Source organism: Rhizobium sp. NZLR1 (assembly GCF_017357385.1).
Classification (GTDB): Bacteria; Pseudomonadota; Alphaproteobacteria; order Rhizobiales; family Rhizobiaceae; genus Rhizobium.
Window position 1 is genome coordinate 2,096,617 of the sequence record NZ_CP071632.1, and the last position, 23,618, is coordinate 2,120,234.

The 23,618-nt window shown below is 60.2% G+C and carries 23 protein-coding genes; 19 read left to right on the top strand and 4 right to left on the bottom strand.

From position 1 onward, the window contains the following. Positions 1-73 precede the first annotated feature (73 nt). The 6 genes from J3O30_RS10490 (at position 74) to clpA (ending at position 5,980) form a co-directional block, all read left to right on the top strand. Positions 74-859, top strand: a complete 786-nt coding sequence (locus J3O30_RS10490; RefSeq protein ID WP_207584071.1) for an alpha/beta fold hydrolase — start codon at positions 74-76, stop codon at positions 857-859. Between the two features lie 152 nt (positions 860-1,011). Further along, positions 1,012-1,845 (top strand): serine O-acetyltransferase, encoded by an 834-nt coding sequence (gene cysE / locus J3O30_RS10495; RefSeq protein WP_207584072.1) that lies wholly within the window; start codon positions 1,012-1,014, stop codon positions 1,843-1,845. A gap of 141 nt (positions 1,846-1,986) precedes the next feature. Then, entirely contained in the window at positions 1,987-2,190 is a 204-nt protein-coding gene (locus J3O30_RS10500; RefSeq protein ID WP_207584073.1) for a DUF3126 family protein, read from the top strand. A gap of 273 nt (positions 2,191-2,463) precedes the next feature. Then, positions 2,464-2,835 (top strand): phasin family protein, encoded by a 372-nt coding sequence (locus J3O30_RS10505; protein ID WP_207584074.1) that lies wholly within the window; start codon positions 2,464-2,466, stop codon positions 2,833-2,835. 291 nt (positions 2,836-3,126) lie between these two features. Next, the gene (gene clpS / locus J3O30_RS10510; RefSeq protein WP_007628652.1) at positions 3,127-3,477 is read left to right on the top strand and encodes an ATP-dependent Clp protease adapter ClpS; all 351 of its coding nucleotides are present in this window, start codon (positions 3,127-3,129) and stop codon (positions 3,475-3,477) included. 10 nt (positions 3,478-3,487) lie between these two features. Further along, positions 3,488-5,980 carry an ATP-dependent Clp protease ATP-binding subunit ClpA gene (clpA, locus tag J3O30_RS10515; protein ID WP_207584075.1) on the top strand — a complete coding sequence of 831 codons (2,493 nt, stop codon included), beginning with the start codon at positions 3,488-3,490 and terminating at the stop codon, positions 5,978-5,980. A gap of 91 nt (positions 5,981-6,071) precedes the next feature. Here clpA and J3O30_RS10520 read toward each other — a convergent pair whose 3' ends face one another. The 4 genes from J3O30_RS10520 to J3O30_RS10535 form a co-directional block, all read right to left on the bottom strand. Next, a complete protein-coding gene (locus J3O30_RS10520) occupies positions 6,072-6,497 on the bottom strand; it encodes an HIT family protein (protein WP_207584076.1) in 426 nt (141 codons plus the stop codon). Between the two features lie 113 nt (positions 6,498-6,610). Beyond that, a complete protein-coding gene (locus J3O30_RS10525) occupies positions 6,611-7,801 on the bottom strand; it encodes a GNAT family N-acetyltransferase (RefSeq protein WP_207584077.1) in 1,191 nt (396 codons plus the stop codon). A 78-nt stretch (positions 7,802-7,879) separates the two neighbouring features. Further along, positions 7,880-8,599 carry a glycerophosphodiester phosphodiesterase gene (locus J3O30_RS10530; protein WP_207584078.1) on the bottom strand — a complete coding sequence of 240 codons (720 nt, stop codon included), beginning with the start codon at positions 8,597-8,599 and terminating at the stop codon, positions 7,880-7,882. Continuing rightward, on the bottom strand, positions 8,596-9,066 hold the full coding sequence (locus J3O30_RS10535; protein ID WP_207584079.1) for a RidA family protein: 471 nt from the start codon (positions 9,064-9,066) through the stop codon (positions 8,596-8,598). Before J3O30_RS10535 ends, J3O30_RS10530 begins: the two co-directional genes overlap by 4 nt. A gap of 136 nt (positions 9,067-9,202) precedes the next feature. Here J3O30_RS10535 and J3O30_RS10540 point away from each other — a divergent pair, with 136 nt between their 5' ends. From J3O30_RS10540 to bamA, 13 genes are all read left to right on the top strand, one after another. Continuing rightward, positions 9,203-10,039 (top strand): cell envelope integrity EipB family protein, encoded by an 837-nt coding sequence (locus tag J3O30_RS10540; protein ID WP_207584080.1) that lies wholly within the window; start codon positions 9,203-9,205, stop codon positions 10,037-10,039. 201 nt (positions 10,040-10,240) lie between these two features. Further along, positions 10,241-11,317 carry a toxic anion resistance protein gene (locus tag J3O30_RS10545; protein ID WP_207584081.1) on the top strand — a complete coding sequence of 359 codons (1,077 nt, stop codon included), beginning with the start codon at positions 10,241-10,243 and terminating at the stop codon, positions 11,315-11,317. Positions 11,318-11,331: 14 nt separating this feature from the next. Next, on the top strand, positions 11,332-12,900 hold the full coding sequence (locus tag J3O30_RS10550) for a substrate-binding domain-containing protein (protein ID WP_207584302.1): 1,569 nt from the start codon (positions 11,332-11,334) through the stop codon (positions 12,898-12,900). A gap of 7 nt (positions 12,901-12,907) precedes the next feature. Continuing rightward, complete coding sequence (locus J3O30_RS10555) at positions 12,908-13,525, top strand: 5-bromo-4-chloroindolyl phosphate hydrolysis family protein (protein WP_207584082.1); 618 nt, start codon at positions 12,908-12,910, stop codon at positions 13,523-13,525. Next, on the top strand, positions 13,525-14,631 hold the full coding sequence (locus tag J3O30_RS10560) for a substrate-binding domain-containing protein (protein WP_207584083.1): 1,107 nt from the start codon (positions 13,525-13,527) through the stop codon (positions 14,629-14,631). Before J3O30_RS10555 ends, J3O30_RS10560 begins: the two co-directional genes overlap by 1 nt. Positions 14,632-14,853: 222 nt before the next feature. Beyond that, the gene (gene rpsB / locus J3O30_RS10565; RefSeq protein ID WP_003539287.1) at positions 14,854-15,621 is read left to right on the top strand and encodes a 30S ribosomal protein S2; all 768 of its coding nucleotides are present in this window, start codon (positions 14,854-14,856) and stop codon (positions 15,619-15,621) included. A gap of 238 nt (positions 15,622-15,859) precedes the next feature. After that, positions 15,860-16,786 (top strand): translation elongation factor Ts, encoded by a 927-nt coding sequence (gene tsf / locus J3O30_RS10570; protein WP_207584084.1) that lies wholly within the window; start codon positions 15,860-15,862, stop codon positions 16,784-16,786. Between the two features lie 95 nt (positions 16,787-16,881). Beyond that, complete coding sequence (gene pyrH / locus J3O30_RS10575) at positions 16,882-17,604, top strand: UMP kinase (RefSeq protein ID WP_007628663.1); 723 nt, start codon at positions 16,882-16,884, stop codon at positions 17,602-17,604. A 136-nt stretch (positions 17,605-17,740) separates the two neighbouring features. After that, positions 17,741-18,301, top strand: a complete 561-nt coding sequence (frr, locus tag J3O30_RS10580) for a ribosome recycling factor (RefSeq protein WP_164009453.1) — start codon at positions 17,741-17,743, stop codon at positions 18,299-18,301. A gap of 37 nt (positions 18,302-18,338) precedes the next feature. Beyond that, positions 18,339-19,082 (top strand): isoprenyl transferase, encoded by a 744-nt coding sequence (locus J3O30_RS10585; RefSeq protein ID WP_207584085.1) that lies wholly within the window; start codon positions 18,339-18,341, stop codon positions 19,080-19,082. After that, positions 19,082-19,912, top strand: coding sequence for a phosphatidate cytidylyltransferase (locus J3O30_RS10590; protein WP_207584086.1), 831 nt, complete (start codon positions 19,082-19,084; stop codon positions 19,910-19,912). The genes J3O30_RS10585 and J3O30_RS10590 overlap by 1 nt, the downstream gene beginning before the upstream one ends. 28 nt (positions 19,913-19,940) lie before the next feature. After that, positions 19,941-21,068 carry an RIP metalloprotease RseP gene (gene rseP, locus J3O30_RS10595; RefSeq protein WP_207584303.1) on the top strand — a complete coding sequence of 376 codons (1,128 nt, stop codon included), beginning with the start codon at positions 19,941-19,943 and terminating at the stop codon, positions 21,066-21,068. Between the two features lie 203 nt (positions 21,069-21,271). Next, on the top strand, positions 21,272-23,611 hold the full coding sequence (gene bamA / locus J3O30_RS10600) for an outer membrane protein assembly factor BamA (protein WP_207584087.1): 2,340 nt from the start codon (positions 21,272-21,274) through the stop codon (positions 23,609-23,611). Positions 23,612-23,618 lie beyond the last annotated feature (7 nt).

The window sequence follows — 23,618 nt, forward strand, 5'->3', positions numbered from 1 at the left end:
AGTTTTTGGCCACAGTTTTTGGCTTCACGATGAAAGATCGCTCGACTATGGTCGCGCCAAAAAGGAAGACCTGATGAACCTGAATACGCCTGTATTTTCAAGCTTCACCCATGACGGATTGCAGCTCGCCTTCTTTGATGAGGGCGATCCGGCCGGCGAGCCTGTTCTGTTGATCCACGGTTTTGCTTCGACGGCAAACGTCAACTGGGTGCATCCGGGCTGGCTGAAGACGCTTGGCGATGCCGGCTATCGGGTGATCGCCATCGACAATCGCGGCCACGGCGCAAGCGACAAACCGCACGATTCCGAAGCCTATCGCCCCTGGGTGATGGCCGGCGATGCGATCGCGCTGCTGGACCATCTCGGCATGCCGCAAGCCAATGTCATGGGCTATTCGATGGGCGCGCGCATTTCCGTCTTTGCCGCCCTTGCCAATCCGCATCGCGTCCGTTCACTGGTGCTCGGCGGCCTCGGCATCGGCATGACCGACGGCGTCGGCGACTGGGACCCCATCGCCGACGCGCTGCTGGCTCCCTCGCTGGAAGACGTGACGCATGTCCGCGGCCGCATGTTCCGCGCCTTCGCCGACCAGACGAAAAGTGACCGCGTCGCTCTCGCCGACTGCATCCGCGGCTCGCGCGATCTCGTTGCCCGCTCGGATATCGCCGGGCTCGACGTGCCGACGCTGATCGGCGTCGGCACCAGGGATGATATCGCCGGCTCGCCGCAGGAATTGGCGGCGCTGATGCCGAATGCCGAAGCGCTCGATATTCCGGGCCGCGATCATATGCTCGCCGTCGGCGACAGGGTTTTCAAGCAGGCGGTGTTGGCCTTCTACGCGAGGGTTGCCAGAGGGTGATATTGCCGGTGACATCGGCGCTGACATCATCGTGATGCCGAAAAACCATGCTAAAAAACCATGGCGACGGCACCCATTTATGTTATTGGCGTTTTCCCCTATATATTGGCATTCCGAAAACGGCATTCCGGCTGGCAACGAGGAGAGCGGCGATGGTCGCAAAGACTGACATTCGAGCTTTTGAGACAGGCCAACCGTTGAAGGTGATGGACCCCATCTGGGATAACCTGCGCGAGGAAGCCCGGCTCGCCGCCGAACGAGACCCGGTTCTTGCCGCCTTCCTCTACGCGACGGTGATCAACCATCGTTCGCTCGAGGAATGCGCCATCCATCGCATCTGCGAACGTCTCGATCATCCCGACATACAGGCGACCCTGCTTCGCCAGACCTTCGAGGAAATGCTCCTCGACTGGCCGGAGTGGAGCACCATTCTGCGTGTCGATATCCAGGCCATCTACGACCGCGATCCCGCGTGCCTCCGCTTCATGGAAGCAGTGCTCTATTTCAAGGGCTTCCATGCGCTGCAGACACACCGTCTCGCGCATTGGCTGCTGAACCGCGGCCGTCGTGATTTCGCGCTCTATCTGCAGAGCCGCTCCTCCAGCGTCTTCCAGACCGACATCAATCCGGCCGCTCGTATCGGCAAGGGCATTTTCCTCGATCACGCCACCGGCCTCGTCGTCGGCGAGACGGCGGTTATCGGCGACAACGTCTCGATCTTGCATGGCGTCACGCTCGGCGGCACCGGCAAAGAGGGCGCCGACCGCCATCCGAAGATCGGCAGCGGCGTCATGATCGGTGCTGGCGCAAAGATCCTCGGCAATATCGAGATCGGCTTCTGCTCACGCGTTGCCGCCGGCTCCGTCGTATTGAAGGCAGTTCCGCCCAAAAAGACAGTCGCCGGCGTGCCGGCCAAGGTCGTCGGCGAAGCCGGTTGTTCCGAGCCGTCGCGCAACATGGACCAGGTGATAGGCGCCGATATCTGAGCGGCCGCCGGAGAAAAGGATCGGGTAAAATCGGCGGAAACCGTGCGGGGACAGAAATTGCCATGTGGCAACCTTGCCTTTACACCGCTGCTTTTCCTGTGCAAGAAGCGGCCAATCAAGACCGTTTACGGAGATGACAGAGTGAAGCCTGAAGAAATCAAGAAGCTCGACGCCTATTTCAAACGCACGCTCAACCCGCAGGTCGCCGTCAAGGCGCGTCCGCGCAAGGATGATTCTGCGGAGGTCTATCTCGGCGAAGAATTTCTAGGCCTCGTCTATATCGATGACGAGGACGGCGATCGCTCCTACAACTTTTCGATGGCGATCCTCGACGTCGATCTCTGATCGTGTTCGAATGCGTTCAAAGGACCGAACGGCGCGATCCGTTCGGTCCTTTTTGTTTTTTGGCTGCCGAGCCAAAATTAATTTTAAAGCTTCCGGTTGCAGTGATCTGATATATATTAGCAAAATCAGTTAAAGACGTACGTGCCCCGGCGCGCATCCTTTGTTTTATTATTGCCACACAACTCATGGGAGTGCTGCAGCGCACAAGACTACTTGACTATTTGTGCGTTGCAGCTACCCTGCCGCCATCCCACAGCCTAATGGAGGACGGTCATGTTCAACTTTGACGATGCAAACAGGAAGAGCAAGGAAGCCGTCGATACGGCGCTGAAAACCTATTCCGACACCACCAGGGGCTTCCAGGCGATTGCCGCCGAGGCCACGGACTATTCGAAGAAATCCTTTCAGGACGCGGTGACGCATTTCGAAACCCTGGCTGGCGTCAAGAGCTTCGAAGCCGCTTTCGAACTGCAGAGCAACTACGTCAAGGCATATTTCGAAGGCTTCGTCTCCGAGACAACGAAGCTCAGCGAGATGTATGCCGATCTGGCCAAATCCGCTTACAAGCCCTATGAAGCGCCTGTAGCCGCTGCCGTCGCCAAGACCACCAAGCCGGCGCCGATTTCGACGCCTGCTGCCGCCTGAACTGATTCTGCAGGCGCAACCTGCGCTACATATTGAAAAATGAGGACCGGCTACGCATCTGTAGCCGGTCTTTTTGTTTCCACTTTCGCCGCAACGCCTCCATGGGATCGGCCGGGGACTTTTTTGGTCTTTCCCGTGCATGCCGGCCATTTCTTGATTGCAGTGACTGACAGGGGGCTTAAAATCGGCCTATTATGAACTAAGTTAGTGTTTCAGATATTCGGCGGGAAAAGCACCCTCCCATGCTCCGCCGGATTGCTTGAGGCCGGATTGCTTGAGGAATGAATGACAATGATCGCAAAGCCGATCCGGATGCAGAATGACGGCGAAAGGAACGGGGAGAACGGAAATCGAACCTCGGTCATCACACGCACCAAGCCGAAGACCAAGAAGCCCAATCTCTACCGCGTGCTGCTTTTGAATGATGACTACACTCCCATGGAATTCGTCATCCACATTCTGGAGCGTTTTTTTCAAAAGGATCGTGAAAGTGCCACCCGCATTATGCTCCATGTCCACAACCACGGCGTCGGCGAATGCGGAATATTCACATACGAGGTAGCGGAAACGAAGGTCAGCCAGGTGATGGACTTCGCCCGGCAGCACCAGCATCCGCTGCAATGCGTCATGGAAAAGAAGTGAGGATCTGAACGTGCCAACATTTTCGCCTAGCTTAGAGAAGGCGCTCCATCAGGCACTGACCTTTGCCAATGAGCGGCACCACGAATATGCGACGCTTGAGCATCTGCTGCTCGCCCTGATCGACGATGCCGATGCGGCCGCGGTCATGGGAGCCTGCAATGTCGATCTCGACGCGCTGCGCAAAACGCTCGTCGAATATGTCGATAATGAACTTTCCAATCTGATCACCGGTTATGACGAGGATTCGAAGCCGACCTCCGGCTTCCAGCGTGTCATCCAGCGTGCCGTCATCCACGTGCAATCGTCCGGCCGCGAAGAAGTGACCGGCGCCAATGTGCTCGTTGCGATCTTCGCCGAGCGCGAAAGCCATGCCGCCTATTTCCTGCAGGAGCAGGAGATGACCCGCTACGATGCCGTCAACTATATCTCGCACGGTATCGGAAAGCGCCCGGGTGCTTCGGACGCTCGCCCCCCGCGCGGCGCCGAGGACGAAGCCGAAAGCAGCAAGCCGACGGCCCGCGGCGGCGAGGAAGAGGGCGGCCCCAAGAAGCAGCAGGATGCGCTCAAGGCCTATTGCGTCAATCTCAACGAGAAAGCCAAGGGCGGCAAGATCGACCCGCTGATCGGCCGTCACGCCGAGGTGAGCCGCACCATCCAGATCCTGTGCCGCCGTTCGAAGAATAATCCGCTCTACGTCGGTGATCCCGGCGTCGGCAAGACGGCGATCGCCGAAGGGCTTGCCAAGCGCATCGTCGAAGGCAAGGTTCCGGAAGCGCTGGCCGACGCGACGATTTTCTCGCTCGACATGGGCACGCTGCTCGCCGGCACGCGCTACCGCGGCGATTTCGAGGAGCGCCTGAAGCAGGTCGTCAAGGAACTGGAAGAATATCCGGGTGCCGTGCTCTTCATCGATGAGATTCACACGGTGATCGGCGCCGGCGCCACCTCGGGGGGCGCGATGGATGCATCGAACCTTCTGAAGCCGGCTCTGTCGTCGGGCGCGATCCGTTGCATCGGCTCGACCACCTACAAGGAATATCGCCAGTTCTTCGAGAAGGACCGGGCGCTGGTTCGCAGATTCCAGAAAATCGACGTCAGCGAGCCGTCGATCGAAGATGCGATCGAGATCATGAAGGGCCTCAAGCCCTATTTCGAAGAGTATCACCACCTGCGCTATTCGAACGATGCCATCAAGTCGGCCGTCGAACTTTCGGCCCGCTATATCTCCGACCGCAAGTTGCCGGATAAGGCAATCGACGTCATCGACGAAACCGGTGCGGCCCAGATGCTGCTGCCGCCGTCAAAGCGCCGCAAGCTGATCACCGAAAAGGAGATCGAGGCGACGGTCGCCACGATGGCGCGCATTCCGCCGAAGACCGTCTCCAAAGACGACGAAGCGGTGCTCGCCAATCTCGAGAAGGAACTGCGTTCGGTCGTCTATGGTCAGGATATCGCGATCGAAGCCCTTTCGACCTCGATCAAGCTCGCCCGTGCCGGCCTGCGTGAGCCGAACAAGCCGATAGGTGCTTATGTCTTCTCCGGTCCGACCGGCGTCGGCAAGACCGAGGTGGCAAAGCAGCTGGCATCGTCGCTCGGTGTCGAGCTTCTGCGCTTCGACATGTCGGAATATATGGAGCGGCACACGGTGTCGCGTCTGCTCGGAGCGCCTCCCGGCTATGTCGGCTTCGACCAGGGCGGCCTTCTGACCGACGGCGTCGACCAGCACCCGCATTGTGTGGTGTTGCTCGACGAAATCGAGAAGGCGCATCCCGACATCTACAATATCCTGCTGCAGGTCATGGACCACGGCACGCTGACCGACCATAACGGCAAGAAGATCGACTTCCGTAACGTCATCCTGATCATGACGACGAATGCGGGCGCCTCGGAAATGGCCAAGGCGGCGATCGGATTTGGCTCGTCCAAGCGCACCGGCGAGGACGAGGAGGCGCTGACCCGCCTGTTCACGCCGGAGTTCCGCAACCGTCTCGACGCGATCATTCCTTTCGCGGCGCTGCCGACGGCTGTGATCCACAAGGTCGTACAGAAGTTCATCATGCAGCTGGAGGCCCAGCTTTCCGAAAGGAACGTCACCTTCGACCTGCATGAGGATGCGATCGCCTGGCTTTCGGAAAAGGGTTACGACGAGAAGATGGGCGCCCGCCCGCTTGCCCGCGTCATCCAGGACACCATCAAGAAGCCGCTGGCCAACGAGATCCTCTTCGGCAAGCTGAAGAAGGGTGGCGTCGTCAACGTCACCGTCGGCCCGAAGGAAGACGGCAAGCCGGGCATCGTGCTGGAAGCCATACCGGAGACGGCGCCGATCAAGCCGAAGCCGGAGGCTGAAGTCACCCATCCCGAAGCCGACGACCACGGTGATGGCGAACTGAAGACGAAGGCCGCCCCCAAGACCCGCGCCAAGGCGGTCCCACAGGCCGAGCCTGAGGTCCGCGATGCGCCCAAGAAGGGCAGCGCGGTTCCGAAGGTTCCACGCAAGAAGTGAGCTTTCGTCATTGAATTGGAAAAGGCCGCGTCATCCGCGGCCTTTTTCGGTTTATGCTCTTTCCTCTGCCTCGCGTCGGCAAGGGTCGATGTCAGGCCAGTGCCGCCCTGATCTTTTCGGCATTGGCGGCAAGCACGGCGCCATCCTCCATCTTACCGGAATGCGGCTTGAGTGCTGCGCCCTCGTGGCGCGGGATGATGTGGAAATGCAGATGAAACACCGTTTGCCCGGCCGCCGGTTCATTGAACTGGGCGATGAACACGCCGTCGGCGTCGAAGACCTCCTTGACCGCTTTGGCGATCTTCTGAACGACGGTAATCGCATGGGAGAGGGTGGCTGGATCGGCATCGAGAATATTGCGCGACGCTGCCTTCGGCACGACGAGCACATGGCCCGGCGCCTGCGGCATCACATCCATAAAAGCGACCGTATGCTGGTCCTCATAGATACGGTGCGAGGGGATTTCGCCGCGCAGGATCTTGGCGAAGATATTTTTGTCGTCATAGACGCTGGTCATTGCGAAATCTCCTCATGTCCTCAAGCTTTTTGTTTTGCATGTCGTTATCCCGTAACCGCTGCACACTTCCGGGCGACATGCCGTGATCGGGTAACGCGGCCGGCGAGGCAGCGTCAATCCTCCTGCTGCCGCTCGCCCTTGCGGAATGGGCTGTGCTCACTCAGCAGCTCGCTCATCTGTTCGACATCGGCGCGCTCGCGGGCGAGATAGTCGCCGATCGCCCGGCGAAGCCCGGCATGAGCGACATAATGAGCGGAATGTGTCGTCACCGGCAGGTAACCGCGGGCGAGCTTGTGTTCGCCCTGGGCTCCGGCTTCGACCCGTTTCAGCCCTTTCGAAAGCGCGAAGTCGATCGCCTGATGATAGCAGACTTCGAAATGCAGGAAGGGATGCTCCTCGATGCAGCCCCAGTGACGGCCATAGAGCGTATCGCCGCCGATGAAGTTGATCGCGCCGGCGATATAGCGCCCGTTGCGTTTGGCCATGACCAGCAGGATGTCGTCGGCCATGCGCTCGCCGATCAGCGAATAGAATTTGCGGGTGAGGTAGGGCCGGCCCCATTTGCGGCCACCGGTATCCATATAGAATTTGAAGAACTGGTCCCAGATGCGTTCCGTCAGATCGCGGCCGGTCAGCCAGTCGATGCTGATGCCGTTTTCGAGGGCGGCGCGGCGCTCCTTGCGCAACGCCTTGCGTTTGCGCGAAGCCAGCGTTTCGAGAAACTCCTCGTGATTGGCGTAGCCCTCATTGATGAAATGGAACTGCTGGTCGGTGCGGTGCAGATAGCCGTCCATCTCGAAGACGCCGATCTCCTCATCCGGCACGAAGGTGATATGGGCCGAGGAGACGCCGAGCCGGCGCACGACCTCCTTCAGGCTTTCGGCGATCGCGCTCTGGACAGGCAGTCGCTGCAGTCCCTCGGCGACAAGCAGACGCGGGCCTGTCGCAGGGGTGAACGGAATGGAGCACTGAAGTTTGGGATAATACCGTCCGCCGGCCCGCTCGAAGGCATCGGCCCAGCCATGATCGAAGACATATTCCCCCTGGCTGTGGTTCTTCAGGTAGCCGGGCAGGGCGCCGATCAGTTCGCCGCCATCAGTCTCGAGCAGCAGGTGATGACCGAGCCAACCGGTCTCGGCGCTGGCCGAACCGGACTCTTCCAGTGAGGACAAAAAGGCGTGGGAGACGAAGGGGTTATAGGCAAGCGTCGGGCAAGTCTTCGACGCCCCGGAAAGCCTGGACCAGCTTTCCGGGGAAATCGCGGTGAAGGAGCGTTCTACGCGAATGGATAGTTCATCGGTCATGGGGCAGATACGAAGCCTGTGGGAAAATAGTCTCGGCTCTGTCTCAATCTGCGCATGATCGTGGCCAAAAAGCGAGCGTCAAACTGCCACACGCGGGTCGAAGCCTTCGAAGGTCATCTGATCAGCGTTTGCGAATGTACGCCGGCGCGCCTCTTGGTCACGCACCGTCCAGGTGATGACAGGCATACCCTTTTCGCGTTCACCGGTGATGAACGCATTCGGCAGATCGTCATAATAGTAGGAGATGAAATCGAGACCGATCTCCATCGCCTTCGCATGCGCCTCGAATTCCTCCGGCGTGTTGCCATTGGCCGTCAGCCCAAGCGGGTAGACTGCGTCAAGCGTCTTCAGATCGCGCAGCAGCCAGTGGTCGAAGCTCATCAGCGCCACCTTGCCCTCATAATCCTGAAGCACTTCGAGGACGGCTTCGGCGAAACCCTCATCGTCCGCCTCGCGGCCCTTGAGCTCCAGCACTAGCGGCACTTTGCTTTGGACGAGATCGAGGAGCTGGCGCAGCGTCGGCACCTTGTCGGCCGTGCCGCCGACGGCGATCAGCCCGAGTTCCCTGGAGGTGCGCTCGCGGATGTCGCCGGTGAGATTGCAAAGCCGCTGCAGGTCCTCGTCGTGAAAGACGACCGGCACGCCGTCGGAGGCGTAATGCAGGTCGCATTCGATCGCAAAGCCCGCTTCGACGGCGCGCGAGAAGGCCGAAAGCGTATTTTCCCAAACGAGTTTGTTGAGATCGTGATAGCCGCGATGAGCGACCGGCAGGTCCCTGATCCAGGCAGCATTGGTCATTCTGCGATTTCCATGATAGCATCGATCTCGACAGCGGCATTGAGCGGCAGGGCGGCCATGCCGACGGCGGCACGCGCATGTTTGCCGGCCTCGCCGAGCACGCCGGCAATCAGGTTAGAAGCACCGTTGATGACGAGATGCTGCTCGACGAAATCGGGCGCCGAAGCGACGAAGCCGTTCAGCTTGATGACCCGCAGGATACGGCCGAGATCACCGTCAAGTGCCGCCTTCGCCTGCGCAAGGATGTTGATGGCGCAGAGTTCGGCGCCGCGCTGCCCCGCGGCAACGTCAACGGTCTTGCCGAGATGGCCCGAAACGGCGATCTTGCCGCCTTCGAGAGGCAGCTGACCGGAGATGTAGAGAAGATTGCCGCTGATGACATAGGGAACGTAATTTGCAGCAGGTGCTGCGGCTTCGGGCAGGGTTATCCCCATCTCAGTCAGGCGCTTTGCAATTTCATCGGACATTTTCGGCTCCGCTTTTGTTGTCAATTCTTCAAAAATTATGCATCAAGACTAGAATCTTTAATATGACAGGTTCGAGCCTCGATTTGGCCGAAAGCGTTCTTATAACATCGCGACCGAGTCCAACAGGAGTTAATGAATGTTCCGATCGAGTCTTGTCGCTCTGCTTCTCGCCAGTGTTTCCGCCAATGCATGGGCGGCTGCGCCCGCGGTAAGCGCTGCGATCGCGACCGGCCTCGTCGCACATCGCGCCGTCTACGATCTGGAATTGAAGGACGCCTCGGACCGCTCTGGCATCGCCGGCATGTACGGTCGCATGGTTTATGAGTTCGACGGCAGCTATTGCCAGGGCTTCACCACCAATTTCCGCTTCGTGACGCAGATCGACACCGGCGACAGCGTCCGCGTCAGCGACCAGCAGACCAAGACCTTTGAAAACCTCAAGGACGGCCAGTTTACCTTCGACACCAAATCCTTCACCGACGAACAGCTCGACAAGGAGGTCAACGGTGCGGCTCAGGATCAGCCGGATGGCGTCAAGGTCGATCTCAAGCAGCCGTCGAGCCGCGAGCTCCAGCTTGCTGAAAGCCGCTTTCCCACCGAACATATGCTCGACGTGATCCAGAACGCCAAGGACGGCAAGCGCTTCTTCGAGGCCCGCGTTTTCGACGGCTCGGATGACGGCGACAAGTCGCTGGTGACGACGACGATCGTCGGCAAGCAGGAGACCCCTGTTGCCGAGGAGGCCGACGCCGGCAATGCCGGCGCCTTCTCCAAGACCGCCTTCTGGCCGGTGACGATTGCCTATTTCAACGAGAATGCGAAATCCGATGCTTTGCCGGTCTACCGCATGTCCTTCAAGCTCTATGAGAACGGCATCACCCGCGACCTGACGATGGATTACGGCGATTTCGTCCTGACCGGCAAGCTCGCCAAGCTGGAGCTGCTCGACCGCAAGGCCGAGGCGTGCAAGTAAGCCTGCAGGTTTTTCGACTGTCATAAAACTGTATCATAAAGTTCATTATGGTGCGGCGACCAGCGATGATTGAGTCGCCATCTGTCGTCCTGCTCTTCCGGTCGGTGCGATCCTAGCGGCCAATTTCTCGTGATGAGGCCTGTTCATTGCGAAAATGGGCCTCCAGACGATTACCTGCCGCAAGCCTGGAAAGCCCGACCGATGGCCGATACAGATCTAGCGACTATTCACAACGCCGCCCTGCCGGTTGCTGCCGCCGATCCGGCGGAAATTGCCCGCATTTCCGACAGCATCAATATGACCGATCGCGCCGGCATCTCCGTCTATGGCGAACGCGCCCAGCAGACGGTCAGCGATTATGCCGACCGGATCCTGCGCGAGGTCCGCAACAAGGATCTCGGTGAGATCGGTCGCCTGCTAAGTGACATCATCCTCAAGTCCAAGGGGCTCGACCCGGCATCGTTGAAGGATAAGGGGTTCCTCAGCCGCATATTCCTCTCCGCACAGGCCCGGCTCGAGCGGTTCAAGGCGGAATTCGAGGACGTGGCCGGTCAGATCGACCGGATCGGCCTCGAACTCGACCGTCACAAGGATACGCTGCGGCGCGACATCGCGCTGCTCGACGACCTGCACGAAGAAACCAGGCAGTCGATCATGCGGCTCGAGGCTTATGTCCAGGCCGGCAAAGCTTTTGCAGAGCGCTTTCGCAGCGTCGAGCTGCCGAGGCTGAAGGCTGAAGCCGAGGCGGCCGCGACTGGCCCCGGCGGTGGCATGCTGGAAGCGCAAACCTATCAGGACAGCTTGCAGGCGCTCGACCGGCTGGAGAAGCGGGTTTTCTACCTCCAGCAGGCGCGTCAGCTCGGCATTCAGCAACTGCCGCAGATCCGCATCGTCCAGGCGGGCGACGAGACGCTGATCGAGAACCTGCAGGCGACCTCGGCGCTGACGGTGCCGGCCTGGAAACAGAAGATGGTGATCCTGCTCGGGCTGACGCGGCAGAAATCGGCGCTTGAGCTGCAGAAGGCGGTGACCGACGCCACCAACGACATGATCCGCCAGGCATCCGAGATGATGAAGGACCAGGCAATCGCCATAGAGCAGCAATCGCAACGCGGTATCGTCGATATCGATACGCTCGCCAAGGCGAACAGGGATTTGATCGACACGATATCGGGCGTGCTGCAGGTTCAGGAGGAGGGGCGCCGGAAACGGGCGCAGGCCGAGCAGCAGATGGAGCAGATGACGATCGAACTCAAGACGGCGATGACCAAGGCGTGATCGACAGGACGACGATGCGAGCACTGCTTTCAGGCCTGGCGCTTCTTGCCGCTCTGGCTCTTGCCGGCTGCAATCCCATCGCTCAGGGACCGAATTTCTCGATCGTCTCGGGATCGGAGAATACCGTTCTGCAGCCGATCGTCGAGGAATTCTGCAAGCAGAAGAATGCGACCTGCACCTTCAAATATGAAGGCACGCTCGATATCGGCCTGGCGCTGCAGAGCGACCAGGGCGTCGAGCAAGATGCGGTGTGGCCGGCCTCCAGTGTCTGGGTCGACATGTTCGACACCAGGCGCCGCGTCAAGAGCCTCACCTCGATCGCCCAGACGCCGGTGGTATTGGGCGTGCGCAGGTCGAAGGCCGAGCAGCTCGGCTGGATCGGCAGGGATGTGTTCATGAAGGACATTCTCGCCGCCGTCGAAAACGGATCGCTGAAATTCCTGATGACATCGGCGACGCAATCCAACTCCGGCGCCAGCGCCTATCTTGCCATGCTGTCGAGCGCACTCGGCAACAAGCCGGTGATCGAACCCGGCGATCTCGACGACAGAGCAGTCCAGGAGAGCGTCCGCTCGCTGCTTTCAGGTGTCGTGCGCTCGTCCGGCTCGTCCGGCTGGCTTGCCGATCTCTACGTCGCATCCGCCGGCAAGGGCACGGTCTACGACGCTATGTGGAACTACGAAGCGGTGCTGAAGGAAACCAACGACAAGCTTGCCGCCTTGTCGCAGGAACCGCTTTACGCGATCTATCCGGCCGACGGCGTTGCCATGGCGGATTCGCCGATCGGTTTCGTCGATCATGGCCGCGGGCCGGAAGTCCAGACCTTCTTCAACGATCTGCTCGCCTATCTCGGCTCTGCTCCCGTACAGCAGCGCATCGCCGATACTGGCCGGCGCATTCCGCTGACCGGCGTTGCCGCAAAGCCGGAACCAGGCTGGAATTTCGATCCGACCCGGCTGGTGACCGCGATCCGCATGCCGGAGCCTGGTGTCATCCGCCAGGCGCTCACCCTTTATCAGGCAGCACTGCGCAAGCCGTCCCTGACCGCGCTCTGCCTCGATTTTTCCGGCTCGATGCAGGGCGACGGCGAGGACCAGTTGCAGAAGGCGATGCGTTTCCTGCTGACGCCCGACGAAGCGAGCAAGGTGCTGGTGCAATGGTCGCCCGCCGACCAGATCATCGTCATTCCCTTCGACGGCAGCGTGCGCAACACCTTCATGGCAAGCGGAAACCCGCTGGAGCAGCAAGGGCTGCTGAACGAGATTTCCCGGCAGAAGGCGGATGGCGGCACGAACATGTATGCCTGCGCCGAACGGGCCCTGCAGCAGATCGCCAGAACCGACAAGCTCTCGACGTATCTGCCGGCGATCGTCATCATGACCGACGGCAGGTCCGACGATCAAAGCCGGGCCTTCATGAGCGAATGGATCGCGATGGAGCCGCACGTGCCGATCTTCGGCATCACCTTCGGCGACGCCGATAAAACCCAGCTCGACAGCCTTGCCAGGCAGACGTCGGCGCGCGTGTTCGACGGTGGTTCGGACCTCGCCACCGCCTTCCGCACCGCACGCGGCTATAATTAGGACCGGCATGCGCAACTGGCTCGGCAATGATGGCAACTGGATCGTGGCGGGATTGGCGGCGTCAATCACCGTGCCACTGCTCAGTTTCATCGCCGGCATGCCATTCTGGATCGCCGCCATCATCGCCCTTCTGCTGTTTGCCGGCCTCGTCATTCTTCTGGCGCCGCGCCGGCTGTTCGAAGGCCTCGATATCAAGAGCATCGGCAGCGGCCGCGTCGCCTTTGCCCGCGACCTGCTGGAGGCCGCGATTCCCTTTGCCCAGAGGCTGGAGACCGCCGCCGACGCGATAGGCGATCGAAAGACGGCAACCGCCGTCCGGCATCTTGCCGAAATCGCCGCCGATGTCTTTCGCAAGGTCGAGGCCAAGCCCGAAAGCGCCAATGCCGTGCGGCGATTCCTCTCCTATTATCTGCCGCGCGCTGCCGAGGTGGCGGAAGGTTCTGCAGTCATCGAGGCTAAACGTGTTCCCGACCCCAAGCAGCTGGAGGAGGTCCGTGCCGTGTTGGTCAAGCTCGAAGAGGCCTTCGTCCATTATGCCGACAGCCTGATCGATGAGGCGCTGCATACACTCGACACCGATCTGCGCCTCATTCAGGCTTCGCTCAAAGAGGATATCGGACGTTGATGGCTCTTTCTCGCCGCGCTTTTGGAGTGGGATTGCTCGGAGCCGGCATCGTCGGCACCGGCGGTTATTTCGCCGTCAAGGACCGGCCCGAACTGCAGGGCCTGCTCGGCACCCGCACGACGCTGTTCGGCTTCGTCGGCGGCGAGAAGGAGGCATTCCTCTCCGACCCCGACGTCATCAGGGCGCTCGGCGGATACGGCTTGACGGTGGACAGCCGCGTCGCCGGCTCGGTCGAGATGGTTCGTGAACAGGCGTTGCTGTCGCAGCATCCGCAATTCCTCTGGCCGTCCTCTTCGATCATGGTCGATATCGCCAGGCAGAACGGCATCGGTATCCGCAACGACCGCGTTGTGCTGAACACACCGATCGTCGTCTATTCCTGGCAGCCCGTGGTCGATGGGTTGATCAAAGCGGGATTGGTCACGGTGACGAACGAAGGCCATCATCAGCTCGATCTCAAGGCGCTGCTCGACGCAATCCTCGCCGGCGTCGACTGGTCGAAACTCGGCGTCAATTCTCTTTACGGCCGCGCCCGCATCGTCTCGACCGATCCCAACCGCTCCAATTCCGGCTTCATGTTCGCAGGCCTCGTGCTCAGCCTTTTCAGCGGCAATGTCGCGACATCTGGCGATCTTGCCGCTTTCGGCGGCAAGGTGCAGGCGATCTTCCGCAACATGGGCTTCAAGTCACCGTCGTCAGGCAAACTTTTCGATCAGTATCTCGCAGGCGGCCTCGGCGGCGAGCCGATGATCGTCGGTTATGAGAACCAGCTGGTAGAATGGATTCTTGCCGATCCCGCGCGCTGGGAGCGCATCAAGGCAAGCGCGGGCGCAAAGCCGGTGGTGCTCTATCCGCGTCCGACCGTCTATTCGGCGCATCCGCTGATTGTCGTCGATGAGAACGCCAACCGGCTGATCGAAGCGCTGGTGAGCCCGAAGCTGCAGGAACTTGCCTGGACGGGACACGGCTTCCGCGGCCCCCTTGGGACCGCCACCGGTAACGCCGACAGCGCAATCGGCAGCCTGCTGCCGGCCGAGATCGATGCCATCCTGCCGATGCCCGACGCCGGCGTCATGCTGTCGTTACTGCCGACGCTGGCAAGCTGACCGGCGGCTTTCGCAGGAGCAGAGGTCCCGGGACCGGGCGCACAAACCGGGATTTTTCGGCGTAAGCCTTGCTTTTGCGACAAAACGAATGTATGGGCACCGCATTCCACACGTAAGGCATGGGATTGTCCGGGAGAAATCCGGATCGTTCCGCCCGGTGGCATCTTCGAAGAGGATGCTGTTCGCCTTGCGGAGGTTCAACCGGAAAAGGATAACAAAGGCATGGCATTGCCCGATTTTTCTATGCGCCAGCTTCTCGAAGCAGGCGTCCACTTCGGCCACCAGACGCACCGCTGGAACCCGAAGATGAAGCCGTATATCTTCGGCGATCGTAATAACATCCACATCATCGACCTGGCTCAGACCGTTCCGATGCTGTCGCGCGCCCTGCAGGTCGTCAGCGACACCGTTGCCCGCGGCGGTCGCGTTCTCTTCGTCGGCACCAAGCGCCAGGCGTCTGAGATCATCGCCGACAGCGCCAAGCGTTCGGCCCAGTACTACGTCAACTCGCGTTGGCTCGGCGGCATGATGACGAACTGGAAGACGATCTCCAATTCGATTCAGCGCCTGCGCAAGCTCGATGAGATCCTGAACGGCGAAGCCCAGGGCTTCACCAAGAAGGAACGTCTGAACCTCGAGCGCGAGCGTGAAAAGCTCGACAAGGCCCTCGGCGGCATCCGCGATATGGGCGGCACGCCCGACCTGATGTTCATCATCGACACCAACAAGGAAAAGATCGCGATCGACGAAGCCAAGCGCCTCGGCATCCCGGTCGTTGCCATCATCGATTCGAACTGCGACCCGGACCTGATCGACTATCCGATTCCGGGTAACGACGACGCATCGCGCGCTATCGCTCTCTATTGCGAGCTGATCTCCCGCGCTGCCATCGACGGCATTGCCCGTCAGCAGGGCTCTTCCGGCCGTGATCTCGGCGCGTCCTCAGAAGTTCCGGTCGAGCCGGCTCTCGAGGAAGCAGCCGAAGGCTGATGAAAGCGGGCGGATCGGAAGGTCCGCCAAAGCTTGCATGACTGGAAAGGCCGCTCGCGACTCATCGAAGTTCGGCGGCCTTGCCTGTTTCAGGGCGAGGGCATCAGGCTCTTTGCCAGATAAGTTTCGGTATGACGCGTCTTCATCACGCTGTCATACATACAGGTACATTTCGTGCCTCAATCCGGTGCCGCGCCGCGCTTTGCGGCCCACCGTATGAACCGACAAGAGGAAGCTAATGAGCGAGATTACGGCTGCAATGGTGAAGGAACTGCGCGAAAAGACCGGCGCAGGCATGATGGACTGCAAGAAGGCCCTTGCTGAGACCGGCGGCGACATGGAAGCGGCGATCGACTGGCTGCGCGCCAAGGGCATCGCCAAGGCTGACAAAAAGTCGGGCCGCACTGCCGCTGAAGGCCTCATCGCCGTTTCCAGCCAGGGCACCAAGGCAGTCGTCGTCGAAGTCAACTCCGAAACCGACTTCGTCGCCCGTAACGATGCCTTCCAGGATCTCGTCCGCGGCATTGCCAAGGTCGCCGTCTCCACCGACGGCACCGTCGACGCCGTTGCGGCTGCGACCTACCCGGCATCCGGCAAGTCCGTTTCGGACACTATCAAGGATGCGATCGCAACGATCGGCGAGAACATGAACCTGCGCCGCTCGGTCGCGCTCTCCGTCGAGGACGGCGTCGTCGCCACCTATATCCACAATGCTGTTTCCGACGGCCTCGGCAAGCTCGGCGTTCTCGTTGCCCTGAAGTCGACCGGCGACAAGGAAGCTCTGAACGCAATCGGCCGTCAGGTCGCCATGCACATTGCCGCGACTGCGCCGCTGGCGATCCGCCCTGAGGAAGTCGATGCCGCCGTCGCCGAGCGCGAGCGCAACGTCTTCATCGAGCAGTCGCGCGCTTCCGGCAAGCCTGACAACATCATCGAGAAGATGGTCGACGGCCGCATGCGCAAGTTCTTCGAGGAAGTCGCCCTTCTCTCGCAGGCTTTCGTCATCAATCCCGATCTCACGGTCGCAGCCGCCGTCAAGGAAGCCGAAAAGGCCGTCGGCGCGCCGATCGAAGTCGCCGGCATGGCCCGCCTTCTGCTCGGCGAAGGCGTCGAGAAGGAAGAGACCGATTTCGCAGCCGAAGTCGCGGCTGCCGTCAAGGGTTGATCTTCCAGCCATAATTGGGAAAACACCAGGGCATCGCGTGACAACGCGGTGCCCTTCGTGTATCGGGCATTCACGGCAATTTACGAGGAGCCAAGATGTCTATAGAGCCTGTCTATAAACGCGTTCTACTCAAGGCTTCCGGCGAAGCGCTCATGGGTAGCCAGGGCTTCGGGATCGATGTTGCGGTGGCAGACCGCGTTGCATCCGACATCGCCGAGGCAAGGCATATGGGCGTGGAAGTCGGCGTCGTCGTCGGTGGCGGCAATATCTTCCGCGGTGTCGCGGTAGCGTCCAAGGGCGGCGACCGGGTCACCGGCGACCACATGGGGATGCTCGGCACCATCATCAACGCGCTGGCGCTGGCGACCTCGCTGCGCAAGCTGAACATCGATACGGTGGTGCTCTCGGCCATCTCCATGCCCGAGATCTGCGAGAGCTTTTCGCAGCGCGCAACCCTCTATCATCTGTCGATGGGACGCGTGGTGATCTTTGCCGGCGGCACCGGAAACCCCTTCTTCACCACCGATTCGGCCGCAGCACTGCGGGCTGCTGAAATGGGCGCGGAAGCGATCTTCAAGGGCACGCAGGTGGATGGGATCTATACCGCCGACCCGAAGAAATATCCCGATGCGACTCGCCTCGACCGCCTGACGCACCAGGAAGTGCTGGACAGGGGGCTTGCGGTGATGGACGTTGCCGCCGTCGCGCTCGCCAGAGAGAATTCCATTCCGATCATCGTCTTCTCGATCCATGAGAAAGGCGGTTTTGCTGAAATCTTGACGGGGGGTGGCCTCAAGACCATCGTCTCCGACAACTGATATAAGCTGCGCCGCTTGATCAGGCGCAGCCCCTCGCTGGAACATGGTGATTTAGGCCCGGTTGGTCTGAAATCTGAATCACGTTGCGGCAAGCGAATCTGAAAGATAGCGACGCGCTTTATACGGGAGCATCGACATGAGTGAAGGTATCGACATCAAGGAACTGAAGCGCCGCATGGACGGCGCGGTTTCGGCATTCAAGAGCGATATCGCATCGCTGCGCACCGGCCGTGCTTCGGCCAACATCCTCGATCCGGTGACGATCGAGGCCTATGGTTCGCGTATGCCGCTGAACCAGGTCGCCAACATCACTGTGCCCGAGTCGCGCATGCTGTCGGTTTCCGTCTGGGACAAGTCGATGGTCAGCGCCGTCGAGCGCGGCATCCGCGAATCCAATCTCGGCCTCAACCCGATCGTCGACGGCCAGAGCCTGCGTATTCCGTTGCCTGAGCTGAACGAGGAGCGCCGCAAGTCGCTCGTCAAGGTGGCTCACGACTATGCCGAAAAGAGCAAGGTCGCGATTCGACATGTTCGCCGCGATGGCATGGACGGCCTTAAGAAGGCCGAAAAGGATAGCGTAATCGGCCAGGACGAGGGCAGGGCGCAGTCGGAACGTGTACAGAAGATGACGGACGAGACGATTTCCGAAATCGACCGCTTGCTTGGCGAGAAGGAAAAGGAAATCATGCAGGTCTAGTGGATCTGTGCCTTTGCCTGGAAAGACCGGACGGGAAATGTCGGAATCTGTATTTGTGACTGTGCCAGAGCATGTTGCCATCATCATGGACGGCAATGGACGTTGGGCCAAGCAGCGCGGCCTGCCGCGGACAATGGGCCACCGCAAGGGCGTCGAGGCGGTGCGCGAGACAGTACGCGCCGCCGGCGCGGCCGGCATAAAATATCTGACCCTCTTTGCCTTCTCCTCGGAGAACTGGCGCCGGCCGGAGGCCGAAGTCTCCGATCTGCTCGGTCTGTTGAAGGCCTTCATCCGGCGCGACCTCGCCGAACTCCATCGCCAGAACGTCCGCATCAAGGTGATCGGCGACCGCCACAGCCTGCGTAGCGACATTCTCGGCCTGCTGCTGGAGGCGGAGGAAACCACTAAGGACAATACGGCGCTGACACTGGTCATTGCCTTCAATTACGGTTCGCGCGACGAGATCTCCCGGGCTGTGGTGAGCCTGGCGAGGGATGTCGAGGCCGGCCGCCTGAGGGCGCAGGATATCACCCCCGCGCTGATCAACGCCCGTCTCGATACGGCGGGCATCCCCGATCCGGATCTCATCATCCGCACCAGCGGCGAGGAGCGGCTTTCCAACTTCCTGCTTTGGCAGGCCGCCTACTCAGAATTCATCTTCGTTCCGGAATACTGGCCGGATTTCAGCCCTGAGATCTTCCGCTCGGCGCTCGAGAAGTTCGCCTCTCGCGACCGGCGCTTCGGCGGTCTGTCGTCGCAGGCAGCCGCGGTTGGCACCTGATGCAGCAGGAATTGAAGCTCCGCATCGTTTCAGGACTGATTCTTGCGGCCATCGTTCTTGCAGCCACCTGGTATGGCGGGTTTGCCTTCCGCATTTTGGCGGCGGTGATCGGCCTACTGATCTATTATGAATGGTCGACAATCACCGGCATCGCGCGTGATTGGGTCGCCAATACAGTCGGCTGGATCGGCCAGGCGGCGATCGCCTTCCTCGTGCTTATCGGCAATTTCGAATTCGCCGCCGGCATGCTGGCCGGCGTCACTGCTGTCGGCATAGCGCTGATCATCCTGCATGGCACCAGCCGCTGGCTGCCGGTAGGCCTGTTTTATGCCGGTGCCACCGGCCTGGCGCTCGCTGCGATCAGAAGCGACGACCGGCCTGGCTTTTACGCGATGCTCTTCGTCTTTGCCGTCGTCTGGGCAACCGACATCCTTGCTTATTTCGTCGGCAGGGCGCTTGGCGGACCGAAGCTTGCCCCTTCGATCTCGCCGGGAAAAACATGGTCGGGCGCAATCGGCGGCGCCGTTTCGGCGGTCGCAGCCGGTGTGGTTCTCGTCCATTTTCTTCTTCCGGGCGCTGAAATCATCGCCGCGGTCGCAGCACTCGTTCTTTCGGTTTGCAGCCAGTCGGGAGATCTGTTCGAATCTTTCATCAAGCGAAAATTCGGCGTCAAGGATTCAAGCCGTCTCATTCCGGGTCATGGCGGCGTCATGGATCGGGTAGACGGACTGATTTTTGCCTGTTTTTCGGCGTTCTTGCTTGCTGGATTATTTTCCCTGATAAAGGGGACTGCGATGACGTCGCTCGGCGCGGCATTGTTCGGCCTTTGATAACGCCGCAGCCTGACGGAAGGAACTGATAGAAGTGATGGCCGATATATACGCATTCCTAATGGGGAATATCGTCACCTTCATCCTCGTGCTTTCGTTGCTTGTCTTCGTGCACGAGATGGGCCATTACCTCGTCGGGCGCTGGAGCGGTATCCGCATCCTTGCCTTCTCAGTCGGTTTCGGTCCGGAAATATTCGGCTTCACCGACCGTCATGGAACGCGCTGGAAGATCTCGGTGATCCCGCTTGGCGGTTACGTCCGTTTTTTCGGCGACGAGGACGCCTCGAGCAAGCCCGACACCGACAAGATCGCCGCCATGTCCGAGGAGGATAGGGCGCGCTCCTTTGCCGGAGCAAAGTTGTGGAAACGTGCAGCGACGGTTGCCGCCGGCCCGATCGCCAATTTCTTGCTGGCGATCGCCATCTTCACCGTTCTTTTCTCGGTCTACGGCCGCTCGGTCGCCGATCCCGTCGTTGCCGAGGTCAAACCGGATGGCGTGGCGGCTGCCGCCGGCATCCTTCCCGGCGATCTCTTGGTCGCCATCGACGGCGGCAAGGTCGAGACTTTCGACGACGTGCGCCGCTATGTCGCTATCCGCCCGAGCCAGACGATCGTCGTCACCATCGAGCGCGGCGGTCAGAAGCTCGACTTGCCGATGGTGCCGCAACGCGTCGACACGACCGACCAGTTCGGCAACAAGATCGAGCTCGGCCAGATCGGCATCGTCACCAACAAGGAGGTCGGCAATTTCCGCCTGCAGACCTATACGCCGCTCCAGGCGCTGCGTGAGAGTGTGATCGAGACCCGGGACATCGTCACCGGCACCTTCAAATATATCGGCAATATTTTTCGCGGAACGATGCGGGCCGATCAACTGGGCGGGCCGATCCGCGTGGCGCAAGCTTCGGGCCAGATGGCAAAGCTTGGTATAGGGGCAGTGTTGCAGCTCGCCGCCATGCTTTCGGTTTCGATAGGATTGCTTAACCTGATGCCGGTTCCGGTACTTGATGGCGGCCACCTGATGTTCTATGCGGTGGAAGCGGTGAGAGGAAAACCGCTGGGCGCCAAGGCTCAGGAAATCGCATTTCGCATTGGCTTGGCGATGATATTAACATTGATGGTTTTCACGACCTGGAACGACATTGGCCTGAGCTAAGGGTAAACGCGCAAGGCAGAGGAATTACTATTTATTTACGATGTTTCAAGGCTGTAGTGGCGAATGGGTCACGCTTCGAAATGAAGTAAACAGAAATTAACGACCTCCCTTGCTTGTATGTCAAAAGCGGGTAAAACGACACACGTGACCGGAATCGGGTTCTCTCGAGGCCGGGGACGAGGGAAAAAAAGGTAATAGGTGAAATGAAGGCTGGTTCAAAGTTTTTGAACGCAGTATCGGCGGTTGCGCTGTCTGCTAGTGTTGTTGCTTCGGGCGCAGGTGCTTTGACGTTCGTTTCTGCTACGGCCGCTGAGGCCGCGGTCATCCAGCGCATCGATGTGCGCGGCGCAAGCCGCGTTGGCGCGGAAGCCGTCCGGTCGAACCTCACCATCGCTCCCGGAAAGAGTTTTTCGAACACCGATATCGATGAATCGGTCAAGCAGCTCTACGGGACGGGCTACTTCTCCGACGTCAAGATTTCGGTCTCCGGAAGCACGCTGGTCGTCAACGTCCAGGAGGCCCAGCTCGTCAATCAGGTCGTCTTCAACGGCAATCGCAAGATCAAGGACGACAAGCTCGCCACCATTGTCCAGACCCATGCCGCCGGCCCCTACAGCGACACCCAGATCCAGTCCGACATCCAGTCGATCAAGGATGCCTACGCCGCCACCGGCCGCAGCGAGGTCGAGGTGACCACGCAGGTGGTGCCGCTCGGCGAAGGCCGCGTCAACCTTGCCTTCGTCATCAACGAGGGCGACCGCACCAAGATCGATTCGATCAACTTCGTCGGTAACAATGCCTACAGCGCCGGCCGTCTGGCTGCCGTCATTGCTACCAAGCGTTCGAACTTCCTGTCGTTCCTGACCCGCAAGGATGTCTATAACGAAGATAAGCTTCATGCCGACGAGGAAGCGCTGCGCCAGTTCTATTACAATCGCGGCTACGCCGACATGCGCATCGTCTCTTCCGATGCGACCTTTGACGACGCGACCAACAAATACACGCTCACCTTCAATATCGAGGAAGGCCAGCGTTACGACTTCGGACCGGTGACCGTCCAGTCGACCGTCGAAGGCGTCGGTTCCGAGCAATTGCAGCCGCTCGTGCGCACCCACGAAGGTCAAGTCTACAACGCCAAGGAAGTGCAGAAGTCGATCGAAGCGATCTCCGATCAGGTCGCGTCTGCCGGTTATCCCTTTGCGCGCGTCACGCCACGCGGCAACCGCGACCTCAACAACAACACGATCGGTGTCGAATATCTGGTCGACCAGGGCGAGCGCGCCTATGTCGAGCGCATCGAGATCCGTGGCAACAGCCGCACGCGCGATTACGTGATCCGCCGCGAATTCGACATGAGCGAAGGCGACGCCTTCAACCAGCAGATGATCACCAAGGCCAAGCGCCGCCTCGAAGCGCTTGGTTACTTCTCCTCCGTCAATATCTCCACCCAGCCGGGCAGCTCGCCGGATCGCGTTGTGGTGGTCGTCGACGTGCAGGATCAGTCCACCGGTTCCTTTGGTGTCGGCGCGGGTTATGCCGCAGGCGGCGATGGTCTGCTGCTGGAAGCATCCATCGAGGAAAAGAACTTCCTTGGCCGCGGTCAGTACATCCGCATCTCGGCCGGCGGCGGTCAGGAAGGGTCGCGCGCCTACGGCCTTAGCTTCACCGAACCCTATTTCCTCGGTTATCGTCTGGCGGCCGGTTTCGACGTCAACCACAGCGAAACGTCGAGCAACGACAACTACGACTACCAGGAAACCAGCGTCGTCCTGCGCGTCACCGCGCCGATCACCGAGGACCTGGCGACGACGTTCCGCTATAATTACAAGCAGATGAAGTATGACGCGAATAACAACGATCTTGCCGACCTGTCCGCTCCGTATCAGCATCTCGTTGAGGACAGCCCGTGGACACGTTCTTCCGTCTCCCAGACGCTGACCTACAACACGCTTGACGATACGGTCCTGCCACGCGAAGGCATCTATGCGACGGCGACGCAGGAACTTGCCGGCCTCGGCGGCGACTCGCAATTCTACAAGATCTACGGCAAGGCCCGTTATTACCGTCTGCTCGCTGACGATGCCGATATCATCGGCTCGGTTTCTGCTTCGGCGGGTTATGTCGTCGGCTTCGGGGAGCACCTGAACGTCTTCGATCAGTTCACCCTGACCAACGGCGATATTCGTGGCTTTGAAAACAAGGGTATCGGCCCGCGCGTTTCCGGCACCAACGACGATCCGCTGGGCGGTACGACTTATTTCACGGCATCGGCCGAAGCGACCTTCCCGATGCCGGGCTTCCCGCGTGACTTCAACCTGCGCGGCGCGGTTTTTGCCGACGCCGGTACGTTGTTCGGCAACGACGTTGACCTGAGGGGCGACGGCATCGACGGCGAAGACGCCTCTCTGCGCGCTTCCGTCGGTGTCGGTGTGGTCTGGCAGTCTCCCTTCGGTTCATTGCGCCTGGATTACGCGATCCCGGTTCTCAAGGAAGACTTCGACAAAACGCAGAACTTCAAGTTTGGCATCAACAACCAATTCTGATATCGGC